This is a genomic window from Niameybacter massiliensis, from assembly GCF_001282685.1.
GTDB classification, from domain to species: Bacteria; Bacillota; Clostridia; order Lachnospirales; family Cellulosilyticaceae; genus Holtiella; species Holtiella tumoricola.
On the sequence record NZ_LN875035.1, the window covers coordinates 2,403,183 to 2,425,171 of the forward strand.

The 21,989-nt window shown below is 34.0% G+C and carries 22 protein-coding genes and 1 riboswitch; of the genes, 3 read left to right on the forward strand and 19 right to left on the reverse strand.

Translation table 11 applies throughout. The features are described 5' to 3' along the window. Positions 1–133: 133 nt before the first annotated feature. The 5 genes from sigF to BN2390_RS21965 all read right to left on the reverse strand — a co-directional run bounded on the left by sigF (position 134) and on the right by BN2390_RS21965 (position 3,328). Entirely contained in the window at positions 134–856 is a 723-nt protein-coding gene (gene sigF, locus BN2390_RS16980; protein WP_053985497.1) for an RNA polymerase sporulation sigma factor SigF, read from the reverse strand. Positions 857–889: 33 nt separating this feature from the next. Then, positions 890–1,315 (reverse strand): anti-sigma F factor, encoded by a 426-nt coding sequence (gene spoIIAB, locus BN2390_RS16985; RefSeq protein ID WP_053985498.1) that lies wholly within the window; start codon positions 1,313–1,315, stop codon positions 890–892. Positions 1,316–1,336: 21 nt separating this feature from the next. Next, positions 1,337–1,675, reverse strand: coding sequence for an STAS domain-containing protein (locus BN2390_RS16990; RefSeq protein ID WP_242847689.1), 339 nt, complete (start codon positions 1,673–1,675; stop codon positions 1,337–1,339). 111 nt (positions 1,676–1,786) lie between these two features. Continuing rightward, a complete protein-coding gene (locus BN2390_RS16995; RefSeq protein ID WP_053985499.1) occupies positions 1,787–3,181 on the reverse strand; it encodes a tetratricopeptide repeat protein in 1,395 nt (464 codons plus the stop codon). A gap of 3 nt (positions 3,182–3,184) precedes the next feature. After that, positions 3,185–3,328 (reverse strand): hypothetical protein, encoded by a 144-nt coding sequence (locus BN2390_RS21965; protein ID WP_198524939.1) that lies wholly within the window; start codon positions 3,326–3,328, stop codon positions 3,185–3,187. 179 nt (positions 3,329–3,507) lie between these two features. On the opposite strand from BN2390_RS21965, the gene BN2390_RS17000 reads away from it, so the two are divergent. After that, positions 3,508–3,864 carry an ArsR/SmtB family transcription factor gene (locus BN2390_RS17000; protein ID WP_053985500.1) on the forward strand — a complete coding sequence of 119 codons (357 nt, stop codon included), beginning with the start codon at positions 3,508–3,510 and terminating at the stop codon, positions 3,862–3,864. Between the two features lie 27 nt (positions 3,865–3,891). Here the strand turns inward: BN2390_RS17000 and BN2390_RS17005 are convergent, their stop codons facing one another. The 8 genes from BN2390_RS17005 to BN2390_RS17040 all read right to left on the reverse strand — a co-directional run bounded on the left by BN2390_RS17005 (position 3,892) and on the right by BN2390_RS17040 (position 11,518). Next, positions 3,892–4,755 carry an ATP-grasp domain-containing protein gene (locus tag BN2390_RS17005; protein WP_053985501.1) on the reverse strand — a complete coding sequence of 288 codons (864 nt, stop codon included), beginning with the start codon at positions 4,753–4,755 and terminating at the stop codon, positions 3,892–3,894. Next, positions 4,733–5,650, reverse strand: a complete 918-nt coding sequence (locus BN2390_RS17010) for an ATP-grasp domain-containing protein (protein WP_053985502.1) — start codon at positions 5,648–5,650, stop codon at positions 4,733–4,735. Before BN2390_RS17010 ends, BN2390_RS17005 begins: the two co-directional genes overlap by 23 nt. Before the next feature lie 67 nt (positions 5,651–5,717). Next, complete coding sequence (locus BN2390_RS17015; protein ID WP_053985503.1) at positions 5,718–6,023, reverse strand: hypothetical protein; 306 nt, start codon at positions 6,021–6,023, stop codon at positions 5,718–5,720. Positions 6,024–6,104: 81 nt separating this feature from the next. Beyond that, on the reverse strand, positions 6,105–7,058 hold the full coding sequence (locus BN2390_RS17020; protein WP_053985504.1) for a D-2-hydroxyacid dehydrogenase: 954 nt from the start codon (positions 7,056–7,058) through the stop codon (positions 6,105–6,107). An 806-nt stretch (positions 7,059–7,864) separates the two neighbouring features. Next, the gene (locus tag BN2390_RS17025; RefSeq protein ID WP_053985505.1) at positions 7,865–8,791 is read right to left on the reverse strand and encodes a Tim44 domain-containing protein; all 927 of its coding nucleotides are present in this window, start codon (positions 8,789–8,791) and stop codon (positions 7,865–7,867) included. An 18-nt stretch (positions 8,792–8,809) separates the two neighbouring features. Further along, positions 8,810–9,934 carry an SPFH domain-containing protein gene (locus BN2390_RS17030; protein WP_053985506.1) on the reverse strand — a complete coding sequence of 375 codons (1,125 nt, stop codon included), beginning with the start codon at positions 9,932–9,934 and terminating at the stop codon, positions 8,810–8,812. A gap of 144 nt (positions 9,935–10,078) precedes the next feature. Beyond that, positions 10,079–11,314 carry an aminopeptidase gene (locus BN2390_RS17035; RefSeq protein WP_053985507.1) on the reverse strand — a complete coding sequence of 412 codons (1,236 nt, stop codon included), beginning with the start codon at positions 11,312–11,314 and terminating at the stop codon, positions 10,079–10,081. An 18-nt stretch (positions 11,315–11,332) separates the two neighbouring features. Then, positions 11,333–11,518, reverse strand: a complete 186-nt coding sequence (locus tag BN2390_RS17040) for a DUF4250 domain-containing protein (RefSeq protein ID WP_053985508.1) — start codon at positions 11,516–11,518, stop codon at positions 11,333–11,335. A 161-nt stretch (positions 11,519–11,679) separates the two neighbouring features. Further along, positions 11,680–11,777, forward strand: a riboswitch (THF riboswitch). Between the two features lie 39 nt (positions 11,778–11,816). Between BN2390_RS17040 and BN2390_RS17045 the strand changes: the two genes are divergently transcribed. Beyond that, on the forward strand, positions 11,817–12,335 hold the full coding sequence (locus BN2390_RS17045; RefSeq protein ID WP_053985509.1) for a folate family ECF transporter S component: 519 nt from the start codon (positions 11,817–11,819) through the stop codon (positions 12,333–12,335). A 107-nt stretch (positions 12,336–12,442) separates the two neighbouring features. On the opposite strand, the gene BN2390_RS17050 is transcribed toward BN2390_RS17045, so the two are convergent. Beyond that, positions 12,443–13,876 carry a sensor histidine kinase gene (locus BN2390_RS17050; protein ID WP_053985510.1) on the reverse strand — a complete coding sequence of 478 codons (1,434 nt, stop codon included), beginning with the start codon at positions 13,874–13,876 and terminating at the stop codon, positions 12,443–12,445. After that, entirely contained in the window at positions 13,873–14,559 is a 687-nt protein-coding gene (locus BN2390_RS17055) for a response regulator transcription factor (RefSeq protein WP_053985511.1), read from the reverse strand. Before BN2390_RS17055 ends, BN2390_RS17050 begins: the two co-directional genes overlap by 4 nt. Before the next feature lie 208 nt (positions 14,560–14,767). Here BN2390_RS17055 and BN2390_RS17060 point away from each other — a divergent pair, with 208 nt between their 5' ends. Beyond that, positions 14,768–14,980 carry a helix-turn-helix transcriptional regulator gene (locus BN2390_RS17060; RefSeq protein WP_053985512.1) on the forward strand — a complete coding sequence of 71 codons (213 nt, stop codon included), beginning with the start codon at positions 14,768–14,770 and terminating at the stop codon, positions 14,978–14,980. A gap of 62 nt (positions 14,981–15,042) precedes the next feature. Here BN2390_RS17060 and BN2390_RS17065 read toward each other — a convergent pair whose 3' ends face one another. The 4 genes from BN2390_RS17065 to BN2390_RS17080 form a co-directional block, all read right to left on the reverse strand. Next, a complete protein-coding gene (locus tag BN2390_RS17065; protein WP_053985513.1) occupies positions 15,043–16,800 on the reverse strand; it encodes an ATP-dependent metallopeptidase FtsH/Yme1/Tma family protein in 1,758 nt (585 codons plus the stop codon). Between the two features lie 489 nt (positions 16,801–17,289). Further along, positions 17,290–18,531, reverse strand: a complete 1,242-nt coding sequence (locus BN2390_RS17070) for a 2-hydroxyacyl-CoA dehydratase (RefSeq protein WP_242847690.1) — start codon at positions 18,529–18,531, stop codon at positions 17,290–17,292. Beyond that, positions 18,524–21,475: an acyl-CoA dehydratase activase-related protein gene (locus tag BN2390_RS17075; protein WP_053985515.1), complete on the reverse strand. Its 2,952-nt coding sequence runs from the start codon at positions 21,473–21,475 to the stop codon at positions 18,524–18,526. Before BN2390_RS17075 ends, BN2390_RS17070 begins: the two co-directional genes overlap by 8 nt. Before the next feature lie 157 nt (positions 21,476–21,632). Next, complete coding sequence (locus BN2390_RS17080) at positions 21,633–21,923, reverse strand: hypothetical protein (protein WP_053985516.1); 291 nt, start codon at positions 21,921–21,923, stop codon at positions 21,633–21,635. Positions 21,924–21,989 lie beyond the last annotated feature (66 nt).

Below are 21,989 nucleotides of genomic sequence, written 5' to 3' on the forward strand. Positions count from 1 at the left end.
CTCCTAATTTATAGTAGATTAACCCCCCAAAACCCGAACATTATATTGTACTTTCTATAATCCTCATTATTTTCATTCGAACTTTATTACATATAAAAAAGGAGTTGCACTAATGTTTTAGCGCAACTCCTTTTCAAGTTGTATTGAGTAATCCCCTCATTTTTTTCAAAATACGTTTTTCAATACGCGAAACTTGAACTTGAGAAATATTTAAAAGTTCTGCAATTTCTGTTTGCGTACGATCTTCGTAATATCGATAGACAATGATTTCTTTTTCTAGAGGTTCTAACTCTTCAATTACTTGATTGACTACAATATGGTCTATCATATTATTTTGTTCTTGCGGTGCTTGGTCAATCTTATCTTCAAGTGTAATAGGTTTGCCATCACCTTGATGAATAACGGCACTTAACGATTCAATTTCAAGGTTTGCTTCTAAAGCGACTAATATATCATCTACTGGTATATCTAGTGCTGCTGCAATCTCATTCATTGTAGGTTCACGATCAAGTGATCTACAAAGTTCATCTTTCGTAAGTCTTGCCTTATAAGCAATTTCTTTAAGAGATCTACTTACTTTGATCATACCATCATCTCTTAAAAATCGCTTAATTTCCCCTACAATCATAGGCACTGCATATGTGGAGAACTTAACATTGTAATTTAAGTCAAATTTTTCTATACTCTTTAGAAGTCCGATACTTCCAATCTGAAATAAATCTTCTAGTTCATAACCTCGTCCAGCAAATCTTTTAACTAAGCTCCAAACAAGTCCAATATTTTCTTCAACTAAAACTTCTCTAGCTGCTTCATCACCTTGCTGAGCCTTCATAATGAGTTTGATTGTATGATCCATATACTCCCACCTTTCTACCAAATGTGTGGGCCATCAATAGAAAGTCTTTGTCATAGTAACACATGTGCCTTTTCCCTCTTCAGAATCTACTTGAACTTGATCCATCATAGACTGCATCACAGTAAAACCAAGTCCTGCTCTCTCGTCATCTTCTGAAGTGGTATAAAGTGCTTTCATCGCTTCATCAACATCTTTAATGCCTTTCCCCTTGTCGATAACTTGAATCGTGACCATACGACCTTCGTAGGTACATTTAATCCAAATGAGTTGATTAGGGTCTGCATTATAACCATGAATAATACTATTTGTTACAGCTTCTGAAACAGCCATCTTTACATCATAGAGCTCGTCCACAGTTGGGTCAAGTTGTGATAAGAAAGCTGATACTGCAACACGTGCAAATGCTTCATTTAATGAATTGCTTGCAAACTCAACCTTCATTTCATTGGAATTTTGCATTTTCTTTCCCCCTATTACACTTTATGCCAAACATTTAAAAGCTTGTTCTCTGCTTTCATAAAGCCTCGTTAACTTATAAATTCCGGATATACTTAGTATTCGGTCAACCTTTGATGAAACATTATAAAGTCCTACATATCCCCCACATATGGATACTGTTCTATAACGCCCCATAAGTAACCCAATTCCTGAACTATCCATAAAAACTACTCTTTCAAAATCGAACAAAATATTTCTTGCACGTCTTTTATGATATTCTCTATCTACAGACTCTCGTATTTCTACAGAAGTATGATGGTCGATTTCCCCCGCTAAAGTAACAATTAATGTTGTATCTTGCATACAAAACTCTATATTCACAAGGCACCTCTTTTCTATATCCTGTACTCCTATAGAATAGTATATTTTACAAATATTGTCAATGAATTTCTAATTTTTTACATTTGTTACGTTCCTTGTGAATTATCTTGCTTACTTTAGCTTTTCTGCACGATCTTTTGCTTTATAATAGGCATTTGTATCCTTATAATCTTCTAAAATAATATTATAAAACTGTAATGCTTTGGTTTTATTATTATTTTTTTCTTCAATTTGCCCCATATTATAAAGGGCTTGTGCTGCGGTTCTTGTCCCTGGTGCAAAGATAAGTACCTTCTCGAAGTTCAACATAGCCTCTACATTGTTACCTTGTTTGAACAAATTGTTACCTAAATCATACAATCTATCACCAGCCTTTGGATATACCGTTTCTTTCAAAGACTGATACACCTTTTGATTTTCTTCTGACAAATCTTGAACAGCAATATTATTAAGTATTTCAGCTGACTCTATCCATTTACTTTCTTCTTTATAAGCCTTTGCTTTTGCAAGTTTATTTTCTTGACTCACCTTATTATGCTGCTGCTTCAACAGCTCATTTTCTTCTGCTAACTTTTGATTATTACTTTCTAAAGCAAGTGCCTTTTGTGTTGCTTCTTCTACAAAGGTATCAAATTCTACTTTTAAGCTGGTATTTTCTGAGGTCATATCATAAACCTTTTTTTCTAATGAAGCGGTTTTACTTGGTACAATAAGCCCTATGCCTATTCCAAACATACATACTGCTCCAAATACAAAGTACATAGCATATCGTGAAAACAGCCCACCTCTATTAATAAACTTTTGTGGCACCACATCTGTTGAAATATCTATATCATTAATATGAGGTGCTGAAATAGTTTTTCTGCTTTCTTCATCTTCTATAACTACATTTTTACTTTCTATTTCTCTTAAATAACCTAATGCTTTTTTGTTACTTCTATCTTTTTTAAGAACATATAGTACTTGTGCTAACGCCTTATTCTCTTGCTTTTGTAACAAATAACAAAAAGCAAGTAAATTACGTGCTTCTAGAAAACTTGGATTCAGATTAATTGCTTTTTTCAATCTTATAACAGCTACATCATCATCCTTTTTATGTACATAATGCAATGCTCTATTATAAAGCATTAAACTATCTTTATAAGCTTCTAATTGTTTAGGTTCTTTTTGTAGCTTCTCCATATATTCTACTGCGATATTATCTTCTTTACATAAGGCATCACTTAGAATCCACAACTTTAATGCGGATGCCACTTCTCCCATTTCTAGATAAATGAGTCCTAATAAATTTTTTGCTTGGATATTATATTTATTAAAATATATGGCTTTTTTTAGATATTCTACTGCCTCTGATAAATAACGCCCCTCGGCACATTCATAGGCTTTTATATAATAAAGCTCACTTTTTTCATAGATTTTTTCTACCCATCTTATATTTTCTCCACAGGTCTCACATATAATAGCGCTATTTACCGAATGATTACAATACGGACATTTTACTTGCATACTTTAATTCCCCTGTTCACTTACTTGTTTCGTCATCTTAATTAAATCAATAATATCCTTAATCTCCTCATTTCCAATGTTCTGCTCTATATTTGCTACCTCTAAAATAGGCTTAAATTTTTCCAGTTCCTTTTCAAATTGAATCATGCTATACCCCTCTTCTCACTATATGATAATTTTCTCCTATTTTCATAGTACAACTAACTTTTATCTTAATCAACAATTATCTTAATGTGATTATAATTTTTAGTAAACTTGACTTTTCTTCTCAATATGACTAACCTATAAATAAGGAATTACGGTTTACTAAAGGAGGTTTATCCAACATGAAAGAAATTGAAACCTGTACTTGCTCTATTATACATGATGACATCGTTCAAAAAGTTATACCTTCCATCTTAAATGATGATAAAGCCTCTGATTTAGCAAGCTTTTTTAAAGTTTTTTCAGATCCTACACGCATTAAGATTTTAAGTGCACTTTTTATCTCTGAAATGTGCGTATGTGATTTAGCTGCCTCACTGAATATGACCCACTCAGCTATTTCACATCAATTACGTACCTTTAAAGCTGCTAAGTTAGTTAAATCACGTAAAGAAGGCAAAGTTGTCTATTACGCATTAGCAGATACTCATATTCAACAAATCTTCCACCAAGGCTATGAACATATATGTGAAGACTAAAATAAAAGCTTGCTTAATCCCTATGGTTTAAGCAAGCTTTTTCATTTCTTTTGCAATATATAAAATATATAACTTAGCTGTATCAATTTTGTTAAGATTATAAAGACTTCTGCTTCCTACTGCATCTTCTAATTCATTAAAAATAAATTTTCCCTCTTCATCCACAATAAAATCTATTCCTACATAATCACATTGTAAATGCACCAATATATGATTTACTAACCCTTTTTGCTCTTCCTTTAAAGTATAACTTTCAATTTGTCCTCCTAAGCAATAATTTGCTCTAAAATCAACATTTGAATAACGTCTTATAGCACCTATAATCTGATTGCCAATAACAAAAACTCGAACATCTTCACCTACATGCTTACACATTTCTTGTAAGAGCCATTGTTCTTTAGGATACGTTTCCAACAACTTTTTTAATTCATATTCACCCTCTACTTTAAAAACTTCCTCTCCTCCATGTCCATCTGGACTTTTAAGTACAAAAGGATACACAAACGGTATATTGGAAATGCTCATAAACTTAGGATAAAAAAACATGGTTTTTAAAGCTGGAAGTCCGAGTCCACTTACAAATTGATGGGTGCGTCCTTTATGATTGGCAATATAGGTCACTTCACTTGAGTTAAATACTCTGATTCCCATCTGCTCAAACTGTTTGCCTAAGATACTTTCTCTCGTACGATTGATTACAAATTCTATATTATGCACCTTTTGCATATTGGCATTTATCCATAATCCCTCTTGATTTACACCCATTTGAATATCTTCATAACAAATACACTCTATTTCTAAACCTTCCTGTTTTCCATAATTCATTAACATATTGGCATAATTTGTGTTCTTGAGATAATCTTCTCTTTTATAAATCAATAATCCTTTCATCCTTTGTTACTTCCTTTCCGATATAAGCCATAATTTTTTCTGCTATGTTAATACCTGTTAAGTCTAAAATATTTTTAATGTGTGCATTAGAGTTCACCTCACATAAAACAGGTTCATCTCCTTCTCCAAACATCAAATCTACACCTGCAAAATCTAGACCTAACTTATCGCAAACTTGAACTGCCATATCTTGAAAAGCTTGATTTGGCTCATAGTGATGCATTGTACCTCCATTTGTAATATTGGCTCTAAAGTCACCTTGGTTGCAACGTAGCATACTTGCAACCACTTCTCCGCCTACAACATGAATGCGCACATCACGCCCTATACTTGTACGTACAAAGGATTGATATAAATGTGGTATATCACCTATTTCTCCCCTAATCTCTCTTAACTCTTTTCGGTTATGTACTAAATGAACTTGCATTCCAAAAGATCCATAGCATTCTTTAACAACCATCGGGTAACCTAGTCTCTCTTCTAAATGGACCATATAACTATCTTTTTTAGTTTCATCGTACATCCCACGAAAAACTAGTGGCGCCAATATGGTTTGTGGACATTTAATGCCACTATAAGCTAAATTTTCTATTGTCATCCCTTTATGATCACATATTTCAATAGCTCTTGCTGAATTAAATACTCTTAATCCAAGTCTTTCTAGTTGCCTTGCAAGCATTACATCTTTATCTAAAAACAGGACAAATTGTTTATCCTTTATTTCCTCATTGATAAAAGGTGTATGGTCTCCTTCAAAACCATAACAAAGCTGGTCAGTATACCATACCTCTAACTCTATTCCCTGTGTTTTTGCAGCCTCTTCATAAAGCTCAGTTATCTCTTCAAATTTTGCGGTACGCATATATCCATTTACTACAATTGCACCCTTTATCATGTCAAATCACTCCTTCACAGTGCCTATTGTACACAAAAAGAGGCTGTTCTTGCAACAGCCTCTTCTTCTATTTCTTTTCTTCAACTTCTTGAATTTCTTTGTCTACCTCATCTTCTTCTATGAAGTCTACCAACGGAATATTGAGTTCCACGTACTCTGGATCTTGAATAAATATATCTTCTTCTAGTTCTTCGTTATCTTCATTGTCTTCAACATTATCTTCTTCATCTTGTTCTTCATAATCCTCTTCATACATAAATTCGTCCTCATCATCAGGTAGTATAGGTGGGAACGTATGTGATTGCTGTTCTGAAAGAATAAAAATAATAATAATGCAAATTGCCAGCAAAACAATAAGAACTATAGGACTCATAACAGCCCCCCTCGAAGATGCTTACTTATTATCAAGATATGATAATTTCATTCTAAACATACCTATTGACAAGCCCATAATTTAAACAAGGCGATTACGCATCTCTCCCCTTGTAAATGCTTCTATATTCCCCACTACTTCACGCACCAATGTTTGCCTAGCCTCTACACTTGCCCATGCAATATGAGGTGTTACAAACCATTTAGATTCATCAACTTCATATAAAGGATGTGTTGCATGAATAGGTTCCTCAGCTAATACGTCAAGGGCCACACCACGAATCCTATCCTCTTTTAAGGCTTTTGCTAAATCTACTTCATCAATAATCTTACCGCGCCCTACATTAATCAAAATAGATGATGCTTTCATCTTACATAACGCTTCATACCCTATTAGATTTTCTGTCTTATTATTTAAAGGTGCATGAATAGAAATAACATCACTGCTAGTCAGTAAAGTCTCTAAATCTACACATTCATAACCTGTATTTTGATTATGTCCTGATGTTGAATAATAGATTACTTTTGTACCAAATGCTTCTGCAAGGCGAGCCACCTCTTTTCCAATAGCCCCCATGCCAATAATTCCCCACGTTTTATCTGTAAGCTCATAAAATGGCTTAGCGATATACGCAAATGTATCACTCTGCGTATACGCTTTCGACTTTACATAGGAATCATAAAAACTTAATTGTTCCAATAAGTGGAATAACATGGCGAAAGTATGTTGAGCTACACTCTTACTTGAATAACCTGCAACATTAGCTACTCCAATTTCTCTTTTCTTGGCATATTCTAAATCAATATTATTAAACCCTGTAGCAAATAATGCAATAAGTTTAAGGTTCTTTGCACCTTCTAAATTAGATTGATTTAAAACCACTTTATTTACAATAACTACATCTACATCTTCTATACGATCATAGACCTCTTCTGGTGCTGTAAGGTCATAAATAGCCACTTCTCCTAACGCTTCAATTGGACTTAAATCAATATCAGCCCCTAACGTCTTAGCATCTAAAATAGCAATTTTCATTTTGTATCCTCCCTTTATTTTCATATCATTATTAAACACTGTTGGATGGTCTAAAGAATAAATATTGGGTTAGGTGTGAGGGCATGTAGGCAAGCTTATTGTATTCCAACTTCTAGCCCTCGCCTTTTAAGACAGGCTAAGTTCATTCTATCAAACTAACGGTCAAAACTCAGAAAAGAAGTTCACTTTTCTTCAAACATTTCCCTAAAACCAGTTTGATTCCATTCACTAAGCCTCTCTAAAAAGTCTGCGGTGAAAGTTTCCATACAATAACTCACCTTACAGCCCATCATATCATAGCCCTTCAGGTAGAGAGATAGCAAAAGACATTGAAATCTGCAAGTTTTTGCCTTCCAAAGAAGAGACGTTTGCTCTTCTTTCCTCTCAACGGCGTGTCACTGGAAGTGAAAACTTAACTTTCTGAGTAGAAAAGGGCAGTGATGCGTGGGTGACCTCCATGTAGCTTTTTTCGAGGATGGGCTTAGAAGGTGTTAGCGATTATAAAGAAAGGATTTTGTGCGAGTGTTTGAGCGCTAGCGAGTTTTCGCACATTCTGACTGAATAAGAGCTTACACCTTCTTAGTCCATTTGAGCAAAAGCGAAAAGGAGAACACACACGTAGTGCCGGCCGGACTACCTCACATAGTAAAAGTTTTCACTCCATAAAATATTTATTTATTGCCTTAAGCATATCATATTTCCCCTTAAATATCTTTAATACAATTAGCCCAATCAATAATTAAAGGGGCTGTTACCTACAACAGCCCCTTACGTTCTATTTATTTGATGCTTAGCATCTTCAAAATCTATTTATGTTGAGAAATCACTTCTATTTCTGATAATACCCAGTCAAAGTCTCCTTTAGTAACAATACTATCACAGTATTCACAACGTCCTGCTTGATTAATGGATAAATTAGCACCACAATTTGGGCAAGCTGTTGCTTCTACATGGGCATCATTTGTAGGTACACCTTGTTTTCTTACAAGCTTCCATATGTACTGCATATGAACGGGGTGGAAACGATCTCCTTTTACAAGTTGACCTTTCTCATCTTCTACGACATAATCTACAAAACGTGCTTTAATAGCTACATCTAGATATTCAAAGTCTCCTCTTGTATAGTACTTTAAAATATCGGTATTTAAAATTGCAATATCCTCGATACGATTGGTACGTTTATTAGCTATATATTGATCAAGTTGCATTTTATGAGTAGCAAAAAGTGCATCTGTTTCAAATGGTCTTGCTTCTTCCCATTTTTTATTCATCCATGCTAACTGTAAACGCATAAACATATTGTTCACTTTGCTCACTAGCATCTGTTCTGAGAAGTTTGGATCTGCCTCAAATAAATGGTTAAGACTACCTTTTTGTGCTTGTGGCATGGCATCATAACTTCTATAATCCGGACGTGGTGCTTGTTGATACTGTCCACCTCTTGTACCACGATTAGAACGTACAACAAAGAATATTACAATGACTATAGGAATGAGTAACCATGGTTCACGTGCGATCCATCTAAACAATAGCATCATCGTATAAGGATCTACACTATAACTATAAGAACTACTTCCACCACTGCTACTTCCACCGCCACCTGAACTATAATCTACATTATTTCCTACATCTGCCAAAATAGGTTGCGTAACTAATAATACACATCCTATAAGCATACCTATTTTCATGACATTCCTCAATGTTTGTTCATGCCTGAGGATCCATTCCTTCATGCTAAGTCCCCCAATAATTTATAATTTTGTACCACACTCATTACAGAATTTAGCTCCATCCTCAGCTAATGTCCCACATTCAGGGCAGAATCTTTTCTTTGGAGTAGCTACTTCTACTTTTGTGCCACATTCTGTACAAAACTTAGCCTGCTCACCAAGTATCTGACCGCAGTTAGTACAACGTCTACCCCCATCTATATTTTGTGGTTGTGTTGGCTGTTGTTGGCTAGTAGGTGCTGTTGCCCCACTTGATGCTTGTTGATTAAGGGTATTCATATTTTGCATGTTTTGGTTAAAAGCTTGCCCCATTTGCATACCCATAGTCAGCCCCATACCACTTTGCATCATACCATTAAGGCCTTTATTCTCTGTAGACTTCTCCATAATATCCATTTGTCTAATAGATTGAATGCGTGCAAGACGATCTGTATCTACACTTCCACGAATATTCATATCTGTAAGTTCTTGAAGTGACTTTTGAAGTTCTTCTGGGAGTGAAATATTATTAACTGTAAATGTATTAAGTTGTAGACCAAACATTTTAAACGCTTCACCTACATCTTGAATCATTTGTTTGCTAATTTCATTATATTGAGAAGCAATCTGTGCTACTGTAACATTTAGACTGCCAATTGCATCGCTAAAATGATTAATAATATAATCTTTTAACTGGGCATTAATAGACTCTTTTGTATACTTGTTATTTGTACTTGAAACCATTTCAATAAATTGCTTAGGATCACAAATACTAAAAGTATAAGTACCAAATGCACGTACTTGCACTTGACCAAACTGAGGATCTGGAATCCAAATTGGTCCTGGTGTTCCCCACTTATTATTCATCATTTCTTTTGTACTTACAAAGAATATATCTGACTTAAATGGAGATTTGAAGCCGTAAGCCCATCCTTTTAAGTCTCCTAAAAACGGTAAGTTATCTGTTTCTAACTTGTATGTTCCTGGCCCAAATATATCTGCTATTTGTCCTTTATCTACAAATACAGCCATTTGCCCTGGTCTAACGATAAGCTGTGCACCATATTGAATTTCTTGGTCTTCCATTGGGTACATATAAACTAATGTATCATGGCTATTGTCAAGCCACTGAATAATGTCCAAAAGTTGTTTTTTAAAAAAGCCCATCTTTTTCACTCCCTCGCTTCATAATAATTCTATCCTACCATAAGCAGATTAATTTTTCTATGTTCTATTTTTTATCTAATAAACAAAGTTCAGATAGAGTAAAACTCCACCTGAACTCAATATTTTATTTACATACACCTTTTATTAAATTGCCCAATTACCATCTTTAAGAATAGTTAATGCTTCACCATCTTCTGTTACACCTTCTATCGTTAGGTTTTTACCCCCTACCATAAAGTCTACATGTGTTAATGATGTGTTGGCACCTGCTGCTTCTAATTCCTCTTTTGTCATTTTAGTGCCTCCTTCAATCGTATCTGGATAAGCACTTCCAATAGCAAAGTGACAAGATGCATTTTCATCAAATAAGGTATTGAAGAAAATAGTATTTGTATTAGAAACTGGTGAATTATCTGGTACAATCGCTACTTCTCCTAAATAATGAGAACCTTCATCTGTTTCCACTAGCCCTTTAAGTGTTTCATAACCTTCTTCAGCACTGAAATCAACAATACGTCCTTTGTCAAAATGAAGTACAAAGCGATCAATTAAATTTCCACCATAACTTAAAGGTTTTGTAGAAGATAGTTTACCATCTACACCATATTTAGAAGGCATTGTAAAGATTTCTTCTGTTGGCATATTGGCAACATAGTAAGTACCTGCTTTATTATAACTTCCACCACCTTGCCATATATGACCTTTTGGTAATTCTACATAAAGATCTGTACCAGGTGCAATATAGTGAAGCTTAGTAAATTTCTTAGCTGTTAAGAAATCTGTTTTTTCTTTAAGATTTTCTGTATGTGCTTTCCAGCTTGCTACTGGATCTTCCTCATAAATACGTGTAGCAATAAAGATTTTGTCCCATAATTTATCTACTGCATCCTTATCATCTGTTGCCTCTGGGAATACTTTATGTGCCCATTCTACCGTTGGAATAGATGCAACACACCATGCTACATCACCATTTTGTGTATATCTTCTAAAAGCTTCAAGTGCCATCCCCGCTGTTTTTTGCATGGTTGCAATACGCTTTGGATCTACATCTTTAAGCAAATCTGGATTAGAAGCAGAAATACTAATAAATGCGCAATTCTTCTCAGCTAACTTCTTCTTTCCTTCTGCTACCCATTCTGGATACTCTAAGAAAGCTTCATCTGGTGCATGCATATACTGAACTTTATTCAGTTCTTCATCTACATAATCTACATATACTTTTTTTGCGCCTACTTCATAAGCACATTTTGTAAGTGCTCTTGCAAAATAAGCTGTTTGGATTGGAGCGGTAATCATTAAGTATTGGTCTTTTTGGATATTTACACCTACCTCAACGATTAGTCTTGCGTATTGTTCAATATTATTTTCTTTTGTTCTCATATAAAACTTCCTTTCTTCTTAAGAAATGAATTGATTAATAGATGCCTTATAAGTATACCCAATCGCATCCATTCTACCTAAAAGTTCTTCCATATCCATATCATAGGTTTGACAAAGGTCCTCTAACGAACCACATTCATCACGTAATTTCATATTCACAATACTAAGCATCATATAAGGGTCTTTTCTGTTTAAACTTTCCATTATTATTTCCTTTCTTCTGTCAATTTAGGACATTTTCTAATAATTAAAGTCATTATATCCCCTCCTTTTTAGAGTGTCAACCAAACATGTCCTTTATAGCATGTCTTGTATTGTATCTTCGTAATTATCTGATATAATACTATTTATCACTATAGACAGTTGGCAGAGTAGATGTAAGTGCGTTAAGTGCTAGTTGGACGGGAAGTTGCCACTAGACGAAAAGCCTATGCTTGCGGTACTTACGTCGCATTCCGCTGCCAAGTCAGCGCTTTCTAAATTTATTGGAGGTGCTTTAAAAATGAATAATAATAAAACGACTAAAATGGTGCTTCTTGCACTACTTATTGCACTCAATATCGTCTTAGTTCGATTTGGTGCAATCTATCTTGGTCCATCACTTCGTGTAACCTTTGGTTTTATTCCAATTGTTATGATGGGAATTTTATTTGGACCAATTTCTGCTGCCGTAGGAGCAGGTATTGCCGACTTTATCGGTGTGATCCTTTTCCCAACAGGCGGTGCATTTTTCCCTGGATTTACCCTTAGTGCTATGGTAACAGGATTTATCTATGGGAAGATACTTTATGGTCATAAGCTGTCTATCAAAAGAATTGTTATAAGCAATCTGCTTGTTATTATGATTGTTCAGCTTCTAATGAACTCCTTATGGCTTACAATGCTTTATGATAAAGCATTCTTTGTACTTATTAGCACAAAAATCATCAAATCACTTGCTATGTTACCTATAGAAAGTTTTATGATTTTCCTTACTTATAAGTACATTTCGCCAGTGTTCGTTAAATACGCTGAACATTAACACATATATATTATCTTGATATCATAAACATATGCTTAGTCAATTGTTTATAGTGAATGAAAGGGGACTGTTCAAACAAACAGCCCCCTTTTTATAGTTTTAATCCATTAAAATTTAAGTGAAATAGATTTAAGTGTTTTAGATTTTGTATAATGCATAAGCGGTAATTTAATTGTAAACTTAGCCCCTTTATTTTCTTCACTTTCTACTTCAATCTTGCCACCATGTTCTGTTACAAGCTTCTTCACCATTGTAAGACCTATACCACTACCTTCATATTTTTCACGGCTTTTATCACCTCGATACATCCGTTCAAATATATAAGGAATATCTTCTTTTGCAACGCCGATCCCTGTATCTTCTATGGTCATATAGACCATCTTATCTTCTATTCTAGTAGCTACTGCAATACTTCCAGACTCTGTAAATTTAAAAGCATTTGAAAAGAGATTCATTAATATTTGTTTAATAGCATTGTAATCTGCCAAGACAGTTACACCATCTGTATCTTTTAAGTTAATACTAAAATGAATTTGTTTTTCTTTCGCTACAATTTTAAATACATTATAAACTTCTTTAATACAACTATTAATATAAAGTTCTTGCTTATGGAGTTCGGTTGTACAGTCTTCTACATTTTTAAGTTTATCTAAATTATTAAGCATACTTCCAAAACGTACGACCTCTTGATAAAGCACTTGCATTTGATCCTCATCTATAGGATAAATACCATCAATCATAGCTTCTAAATTACTTTGCAAAATATGAAGGGGTGTACGAATCTCATGAGATAAATCTGAGACAAGTTTTTTTCTTAATGTATCTTGCTCATCTAACTTTTGTGCTAAATAGTTCATACTATGACGCAAATTCTCAAGTTCTTTAATCTCACTTTTTTTGGTATATCTGGTTTGATATTTACCTTCCGCTAAGTCTACTGAGGTCCTTGCAATAGCATAAATAGGTTTGGTAAATAAGCGGGTAATATATGCCCCAATGGATGCAAAACAAAATAGTGCAATTAAGCCGCTCCAAATAATACTTCTACTAATACATCTTTGAAAAACTAAATCTGATGTAGATAAAATACTTGATGGAAAATATCCGATCCTAGCATATCCTACTAGCCCATGCCCATCCGCTTCAATAGGAATATCTTGAACTGTATAAACCTTTTCTTTGTTTGGAAGTAACTTAGATAAATAAAAAGGATCTTCCATCCCTTCTACTTCTTCTTCAAGTTGTTCTTTGGTCTTTCCCCATATAAGATTTTTATTTGTATCTAAAAGTGCTAATGAAAATTTCCCACTATGGGTTGTAATAAGGAATTCCTCTTGAAACGTATTACTCCAACTACCTTCTTGCTCATAGGTATCCTCTAATTGTTGTACAATAATAGTAGTAGTTCTTTCAATATTATCCTTAATATAGGCTTTAAATTCTTTATCAATAGTAATATTAACAAAACAAGCTGTTAGTAAAATTGTAAAAGTCCCTACACTTAGTAACAGTGCAAAGAGCTGTTTACGCATAGAAATCATACAAGCATCCCTTCAAACTTATAACCAATTCCTGTTACAGTCTTGATATATTTTGGATTTTTAGTATCTTCTTCTATTTTCTTACGTAAGTTTTTAATATGCACATCAATCGTACGGTCAAAACCATCAAAATCTATTCCCATAACTGCCTCAATTAATTGTTCACGTGTAAAGACACGGCTAGGAGATGATGCAAGTTCATAAAGTAAGTCAAACTCATTTGGTGTAAGACCTACAATTTCATTATTTACTTTTACCATACGTTCTTGTAGATAAATTTTAAGATGCCCTTTATCAAATACTAAGGTATCTTTATTTTCTTCTCTTTCTTTACGTACTTCTAATGCTTTCACACGTGCAACTAATTCTCTTGGGCTTACCGGCTTCACTAAGTATTCATCTGCTCCTATTTGGAATCCTTCAACTTTGTTATCTAAAGTACCTTTAGCTGTAATCATAAAGATGTAAGCATTAGATACACCACGCATTTCTTTACAGATATCTTCTCCTTGAATATCTGGAAGCATTAAATCTAATAATACAACATCTATCTTTTCTTTATAAAATAGATCTAAGCCATCTTTTCCTGTATAGGCACAAAACACCCTATAATTCTCTTTTTCTAGATATTTTGTCATAATATCTGCTACGCGTACTTCATCCTCGATAATTAAAATATTCATAGCTTGTAACCTCCACGTCTGTTTCCTTATTTTTCTTGAATTATAACCAATCTATGTGAAGAAAGATTGAAAAGCTTAATTACAATTATATTACATTATTTTTATATCTTTTATAAACAATTGCCAAATTGAATAATATCATTTAAAATAGTCTTAAAGAGTTTATTTCTTCGTGGATTTGTCTTTCTACAGAGAGAGGGGTGCAAATATGGAATTTAATTTTAATAGCAAAGAACATTTAATTACTTTTATTCAGTCCGAAATCATTACCACCGCCGAAGCAACAACGTTGCTAAATTGCTCCAGACAATATCTTGATGAATTAGTTAGCAAGGGCAAAATTACTCCCGTAAAAACAATTAATAGGGTACGCTTATATTGGAGAGATGATATCTCTGCCTTACATAAATCAAAATGTTAAAAAAGGTTGCTAGTCTATACTAGCAACCTTTTTTATTATATCCGTTTTATTTAAGTTGTAATCTATGCACTTCTTAAAATTTCTTCAACATCACTATTTTCTAATGTTTCTCTTTCAAGTAAAGAATGAGCTAAACATTCAAGACTTGCCCATTGCTCTTCAATTAATCTTAAAGTTTCTAAATAGAACACATTCATTTTTTCTTTGCATGCTTTGAGTAATTCAGGATTTGCACCACCCGCTTCTCCAAACAGTACATTTAAGTTAATAAGTCCATACTGCTCATCCATTCCATAACGTGTCATATAGTCTCTTAGGTAAGCAGTTGCTTTCTCAATATCATTACTTGCACCTGTCGTAATATTTTCTTTCCCTAATAATATTTCTTCCGCAGCTCTACCTGCTAAGAGAATTTGGATTTGGCTAATAAAATCTTGTTTAGACATATACATTTTATCTTTTGGAATACTTAGGTTAAAGCCACCTGCCCCTTTTGTTGTAGGTGCAATCGTAACTTTCATAATACGTTGTTCTGGTGCTACTAAACGTGTAATAAGTGCGTGACCAGCTTCATGATAAGCTGTAATTTTACGTTCTTCATCACTAATATAGCTTGTATCTTTTTTCTTTGCTCCTGCAATAACTGTTGTAAAGGCTTGGCTTAAATGCGCTTTTGTAATTTGATTCCCGCCCTCTTTAGCCGCAATAATAGCAGCTTCATTCATTAAGTTTTCAAGCATTGCCCCTGTAAAGCGAACGGTTTGTCTGGCAAGTTCTTTCATATCTACATCATCAGATAATGGTTTAGATTGAAGGTGTAAGCGTATCATCATTTCTCTCGCATTTTGATCTGGATAGCCTATTTCTACATGTCTATCAAAACGTCCTGGACGAAGTAAGGCATCATCTAATAATTCCAATCTATTTGTTGCTGCAATAACGACAATGCTTTCACTGTCTTTAAATCCTGACATTTCTGTAAGTAACGCATTAAGTGTTTGATCTTTTTCTTCATTGCTTCCATTTGTATTATTACTACGTTTCTTGCCTATAGCATCAATCTCATCTATAAAAATAACAGCCTTTTCATGTGCTCTTGCTGCTTTAAATAACTCTCTAATACGACTTGCCCCTACACCTACATACATTTGGACAAAGTCTGACCCACTCATTGAGAAAAAGGGTACACCAGCTTCTTTAGCTATAGCCTTTGCCATAAGTGTTTTCCCTGTTCCTGGAGGTCCATAGAAAATAATCCCTTTTGGCATTCTTGCCCCTAACTTCACAAACTGCTCAGGATCTTTAATAAAGTTCACAATATCTGCAACTTGTTCTTTGGCTTCTACATTCCCAGCAATTTGGCTAAATCCTACTTTTAGCTGTTCTGCCTCAATAGGTTTTACACCTAATGCCATTGCACCTGTACTATTCGTTCCTTTTATATTTCTAAATACAATAAAGAATACACCTAAAAATACACTTCCACCTACTAGTGTTTGTAATAAATATAAGGTAGTATCTGGTCCACCTTCAGTCACTTTGATATTATTCGTTAAAAGTTGTTCTTTAAAATTATCTTTTCTAGGATTGGCAGTCTCATAAAGTGTCTGATCGCCTAAAAGTGTAAATGTTACTGTATCCCCTTGGCCTATTGTGACCTCTTTAACTTGTTTATTATTTACTGCTTCCATAAAAACATTATAATTCATATATTGAGCTAAATGATTCTTATTATAAGAAATCCCTAATACCAACACAATTAAAATACCTATAACTATACTCGGTACAATCCATTTTTTCTCTTTGATTTGTTGTTTCATGTGTCCCCTCCTTGTGTTAGGTTTACTATCACTATTATAAAGTAATCTGCCCCTAAGAACATTAGTATGTCTTTGGAAAATATATAACCTCAAAAAGGAAGGTAAACCTCATCCCCCTTCTTTATTTTCAAATAAATCAGACTTTTTTAGATATGAAAAAAGGAAAAGACAACGGGTCTTTTCCTTTGAGAGAAGGTATTTTATTCTAGGGGTAGCAAATAATATTCTTATTTGCTGTAACATCTGGGGGAAGTTACAAGATTATTATAGCAACACCTTATGAAAAAGTGTGCCCTAACATTTATTTATTCTTAAAGCTTTTTTGGTGATTTTGCTATTTCCGTCTTATTTAATCGTCAAAGTGTTAAAAGACTTCTTGTTCCTCCTACCTTATACTTATAAAAACTGCTTATCTTCTTATGTATTTTATTAAACTAAAATTTAAACTTCGTCATTATTATCAGTTTTTACTTTATATTTACTCTCTCTCTATGCATTTTTTAAGTGAATGCTTTCTAATCCATTAGCCAACATGAGCTTAATACGATTTTCTTGATTGACTTTTGCGCTCGATGGATCATAATCAATAGCTACAATATTAGAATTTGGATAAACTTCCTTTATTTTGCGCATCATCCCTTTTCCTACTATATGATTAGGTAAACACCCAAAAGGCTGTGCACAAATTACGTTTTCTACACCGCTCTCTACAAGTTCTAGCATTTCTGCTGTAAGGAGCCACCCTTCTCCCATTTTCACTCCAACGCCTATAAACTTTTGTACCAATGCTTTTACTTTTTCAAAATCAGTTGGTACACGAAAACTGCTATAGTTCTTAATACACTTAATCATTTTCTTTTGCATGTAATGTATATACTTATAGCCCACTTGGCTACCAATTAGTCCCCAACCGTTATGTCCATAAAGATCATGATCAATCTTTTTATTAGAAAAACAGTACATCATAAAATCACTTAACCCTGCCATCACCACTTCTGCACCTTCTTGAATAAGAAAATCTTCTAAATGATTGTTACCCATCGGTGCATATTTCACATAAATTTCTCCAACAATACCCACTTTTACACGCTCGACTACTTTCTTAGGTATTGCATCAAATTCTTGTAAAATTTGCTTAGCCATTTTCGTCATACCAAGGAACTTAGGTGTACTAGATACTTCAGCCAAATAATCTACCCAATGATCAATAACAGCTTGTGTCGTTCCCTTAATCTTCTCATAGGGTCTGCACTGATTGCTCACCCACATAATGAGGTCACCATACCACATTGCTAGAACACATTTTCCAATTAAGCCAGGTGTTAATTTAAATCCTGGATGTTTTTCTAGTCCACTCATGTTCACAGAGATAACAGGTACTTGATCATAGCCACTATTTTTAAGCGCTTTTCTCAAAAGGTGAATATAGTTAGACGCTCGACATCCGCCACCTGTTTGTGTAATCATTAAAGCTGTTTTATTAGGATCATATTTGCCACTTTTTAATGCCGCCATCAATTGCCCTATAACGATAATGGCAGGATAACACAAATCATTATGAACATTCTTTAATCCTTCTGTTATCATTTCTTTTGTATCACCTTCATAAAACTCTAGATGGTAGCCATACTGAGCTAATACCTTCTTTATCATACCAAAATGGATTGGCAACATGGTTGGTGCAATAATGGTATAATCTTTTTTCATTTCCTCGGTGAATAGTTTAGGCATTGACATTCTCCTCCTTGCTAGACTCTGCAATAGACTTAGCAAACATACTACGTATTCTAATCTTTGCAGCACCTAAATTGCTTGTTTCATCTATTTTTAGCTGGGTATAAAGTTTACCTGCTTTTGCAAGAATTTGACTCACTTCATCAGAAGTAATAGCATCTGTTCCACATCCAAAGGAAACGAGTTGTATAATATCTATATCCCTTTCTTTGATTGCTTCATAAGTTGCACTATAAAGTCTTGCTTGGTAAGTCCATTGATTAAGTACTTCTACCTCCGGTTTGTAAGATGTACTATAGAGTGCATCTTCACTTATTACTACTGCGTCTAAATGCCCCAATAAACTATCTATACCGTGATTAATCTCTGGATCAATATGATAAGGTCTTCCCAGCAAAGCAACAATGCGTTTCCCATGTGCTCTTGCATAATCTATTGCCCTCTTTCCTTCTTCTCTAATAACCCCTTTATAACTTTCTAATGCACTATACCCTGCTTCTACTGCCTTTTTGACTTCCTTTTTATTTATGCCATCAAAGCGTTCTTTAAGTGCTTCATAGAGTGTTTTAGTAAGTTTTTTCTCATAGTTTAGATCTACGTACGGACTTATAAACGACGTTGTTTTAAGACCTTCCACATTCGCTTTTAACACTTCTGGATAGTAAGCTACTATTGGGCAATTAAAGCAGTTATCAGATATACCTTCATTGATGTTATAACTCATACAAGGATAGAATATTGCATCTACATGACGTAATAATAAGCTTTCAATATGACCATGTGCCAACTTTGCAGGATAACATACTGTATCTGATGGAATCGAGTATTCTCCCATACGGTATAACTTTTTGTTAGATGGGTCAGAAAGTACTACATTAAAACCTAAATACTCAAAGAACTTACTCCAAAAAGGTAAAAGTTCATATAAGTTTAAAATCATGGGTAAGCCAATCGTTTCGTTTCTGGTTCCATTTTTTACATCCATTTGACGCAATCTATCATATTTAAATGCATATAAATTAGGAAGCTTTTCTTTTAATTTACCTATAGGACGTTCGCAACGATTACCTGATATGTATTTTTCTTTATCATTAAAATAATTCACAATCAAATTACAATGATTCGTACATAAATTACATCGTGTCATTTTAGACATATGCCTAAAATTGGTGAGTTGTTCCCTAGTAATGAGCTGAGATTCTGCTTTCTTATTTTGTTTAGCATAGAGTGCTACACCAAAGGCACCCATTAAACCTGCTATATTCGGTCTAACCGTTTCTTTTTGTAATTCTATTTCAAGACTCCTTAATATAGCATCATTTAATAAGGTTCCCCCCTGTACAACAATATGTTCTCCAAGTTCCTCAACGTTATTAGTACGTATCACTTTATATAAAGCATTTTTTACAACACTTATTGCAAGTCCTGCTGAAACATCTTCCATGGTAGCCCCTTCTTTTTGTGCTTCCTTTACGGAAGAATTCATAAAGACTGTACACCTAGACCCTAAGTCTACTGGACTTTTTGCAAAAAGAGCCATTTTAGCAAATGCTTTAACATCATATCCCATTTGCAAAGCAAAGGTTTCAATAAAAGAACCGCATCCAGACGAACAGGCTTCATTAAGCATAATACTTTGTATACGCCCGCTAGCTACTTTAAAGCATTTAATATCCTGCCCCCCTATATCTAAAATAAAACTGACTTCTGGATCAAAATAGTGAGCAGCTGTAAAATGAGCAACTGTCTCAACAATACCATAATCTAGTTTGAAAGCATTTTTAATAAGTTCTTCCCCATATCCTGTTACCCCACTTGCTTGTATATGTATTCTGTCACCACAGGCTTCGTATACCTTTATAAGCTGTTCTTTCACAATTTCTACAGGATTCCCTTGATTAGAAGCGTAATACTCAAACAGTATCTCTTGATTCTTACCAATCAATACGATTTTAGTCGTTGTACTACCTGCATCAATTCCTAAGTAAGCCTCTCCTATATATGTACTCATATCTATCTTCTTAAGTTCATGAGTGGCATGTCTCTTTCTAAAACATTCATACTCATCTTCTGTCTTAAAGAGTGGTTCAAGACGGTTAACGACTTCATGAGTTGCTTCACTTTCTAGAAGTATTTGGCTTAGTGCTTCTAGTGTATAACACATTTTAGTTGTTTGACTAAACTTAGCACATCCTGTTGCAACAAAAAGTTGGCCATTTGCTGGGAAGATAGCATCTTCATCCTTAAGTCCTATCGTCTCTTGGAAACATTTTTTAAGTCCTTCATAAAAATATAGAGGACCTCCTAAAAACATAACCTTTCCTTGTATTTTTCGTCCTTGTGCTAAACCTATAATGGTCTGATCAACAACAGCTTGAAAAATACTTGCACTTATATCTTCTTTTGAAGCCCCTTGATTTAAGAGAGGTTGAATATCTGACTTTGCAAATACACCACATCTAGAAGCTATTGGGTAAATAGATTCATGCTTCAAGCTGAGTTTATCCAATGTTAAAGTATCAATATTCATTAAAGATGCCATTTGATCAATAAATGCGCCTGTTCCTCCTGCACAAGTAGAATTCATACGTTCTTCGAGTCCACCTGTTAAAAAAATAATTTTAGCATCTTCTCCTCCAAGTTCAATGACTACATCTATATTTAGTGCTTCTTCCTTAACAAGATAAGCTGTAGCAAAAACCTCTTGTACAAACTGTATCCCTGTCTTTTTTGCTAGGCCATAGCCCGCTGAACCTGTAATAGCAATATGGATTTCTTCATCTTGAATAAGAGGTTTTATCTTGTCAATTTCTTCGAGCAGTTTCTCTAAAATTTTGGAATAATGTCTTTCATAACTTGAATAAATAACACTTTCCTGATTATCTATAACAACTACCTTTAAAGTTGTAGAACCTGCATCGATCCCCATTTTAAAAGCCATAATGTCCTCTCCAATCTTGTAATATCTCTTCTTATTTTATTACAACCTTATATTTTTTTCTATATTAATTAAATTATTTAATATAATATATCAATGTATATAAAAAGAACTACTTTCATTCTAAGAAAGTAGTTCTTTTTATATGTATGTAAAATTATTATATGCGAATAAGTGTGTGACTATCTGCTAAAATTTCATCTAATTCTGCCATCTTAGCTACATCCCAGTAAGCATCTCTATGAAATGTCATATAAAGTGCTTTAAGTACAACAAGTACTTTTTTCTCTGGATGTACTTCATAAACTAATTCATCATCTGCTTTAATCTTAATTAATTTACCTCTTTTCTCTTTTGAAAAGATTTGTTCATTGTATGCAATGCTGTCTCTGCTATCTGTCAAAAATGTTGCAAAATCGCTTCTACTTGTAACTTGCTGTACAGATCTCATTTTCTATTACCTACCTTTTATAAGCTAATCGTGTATACAATATACAGTATACTGTATTCCTTAGAT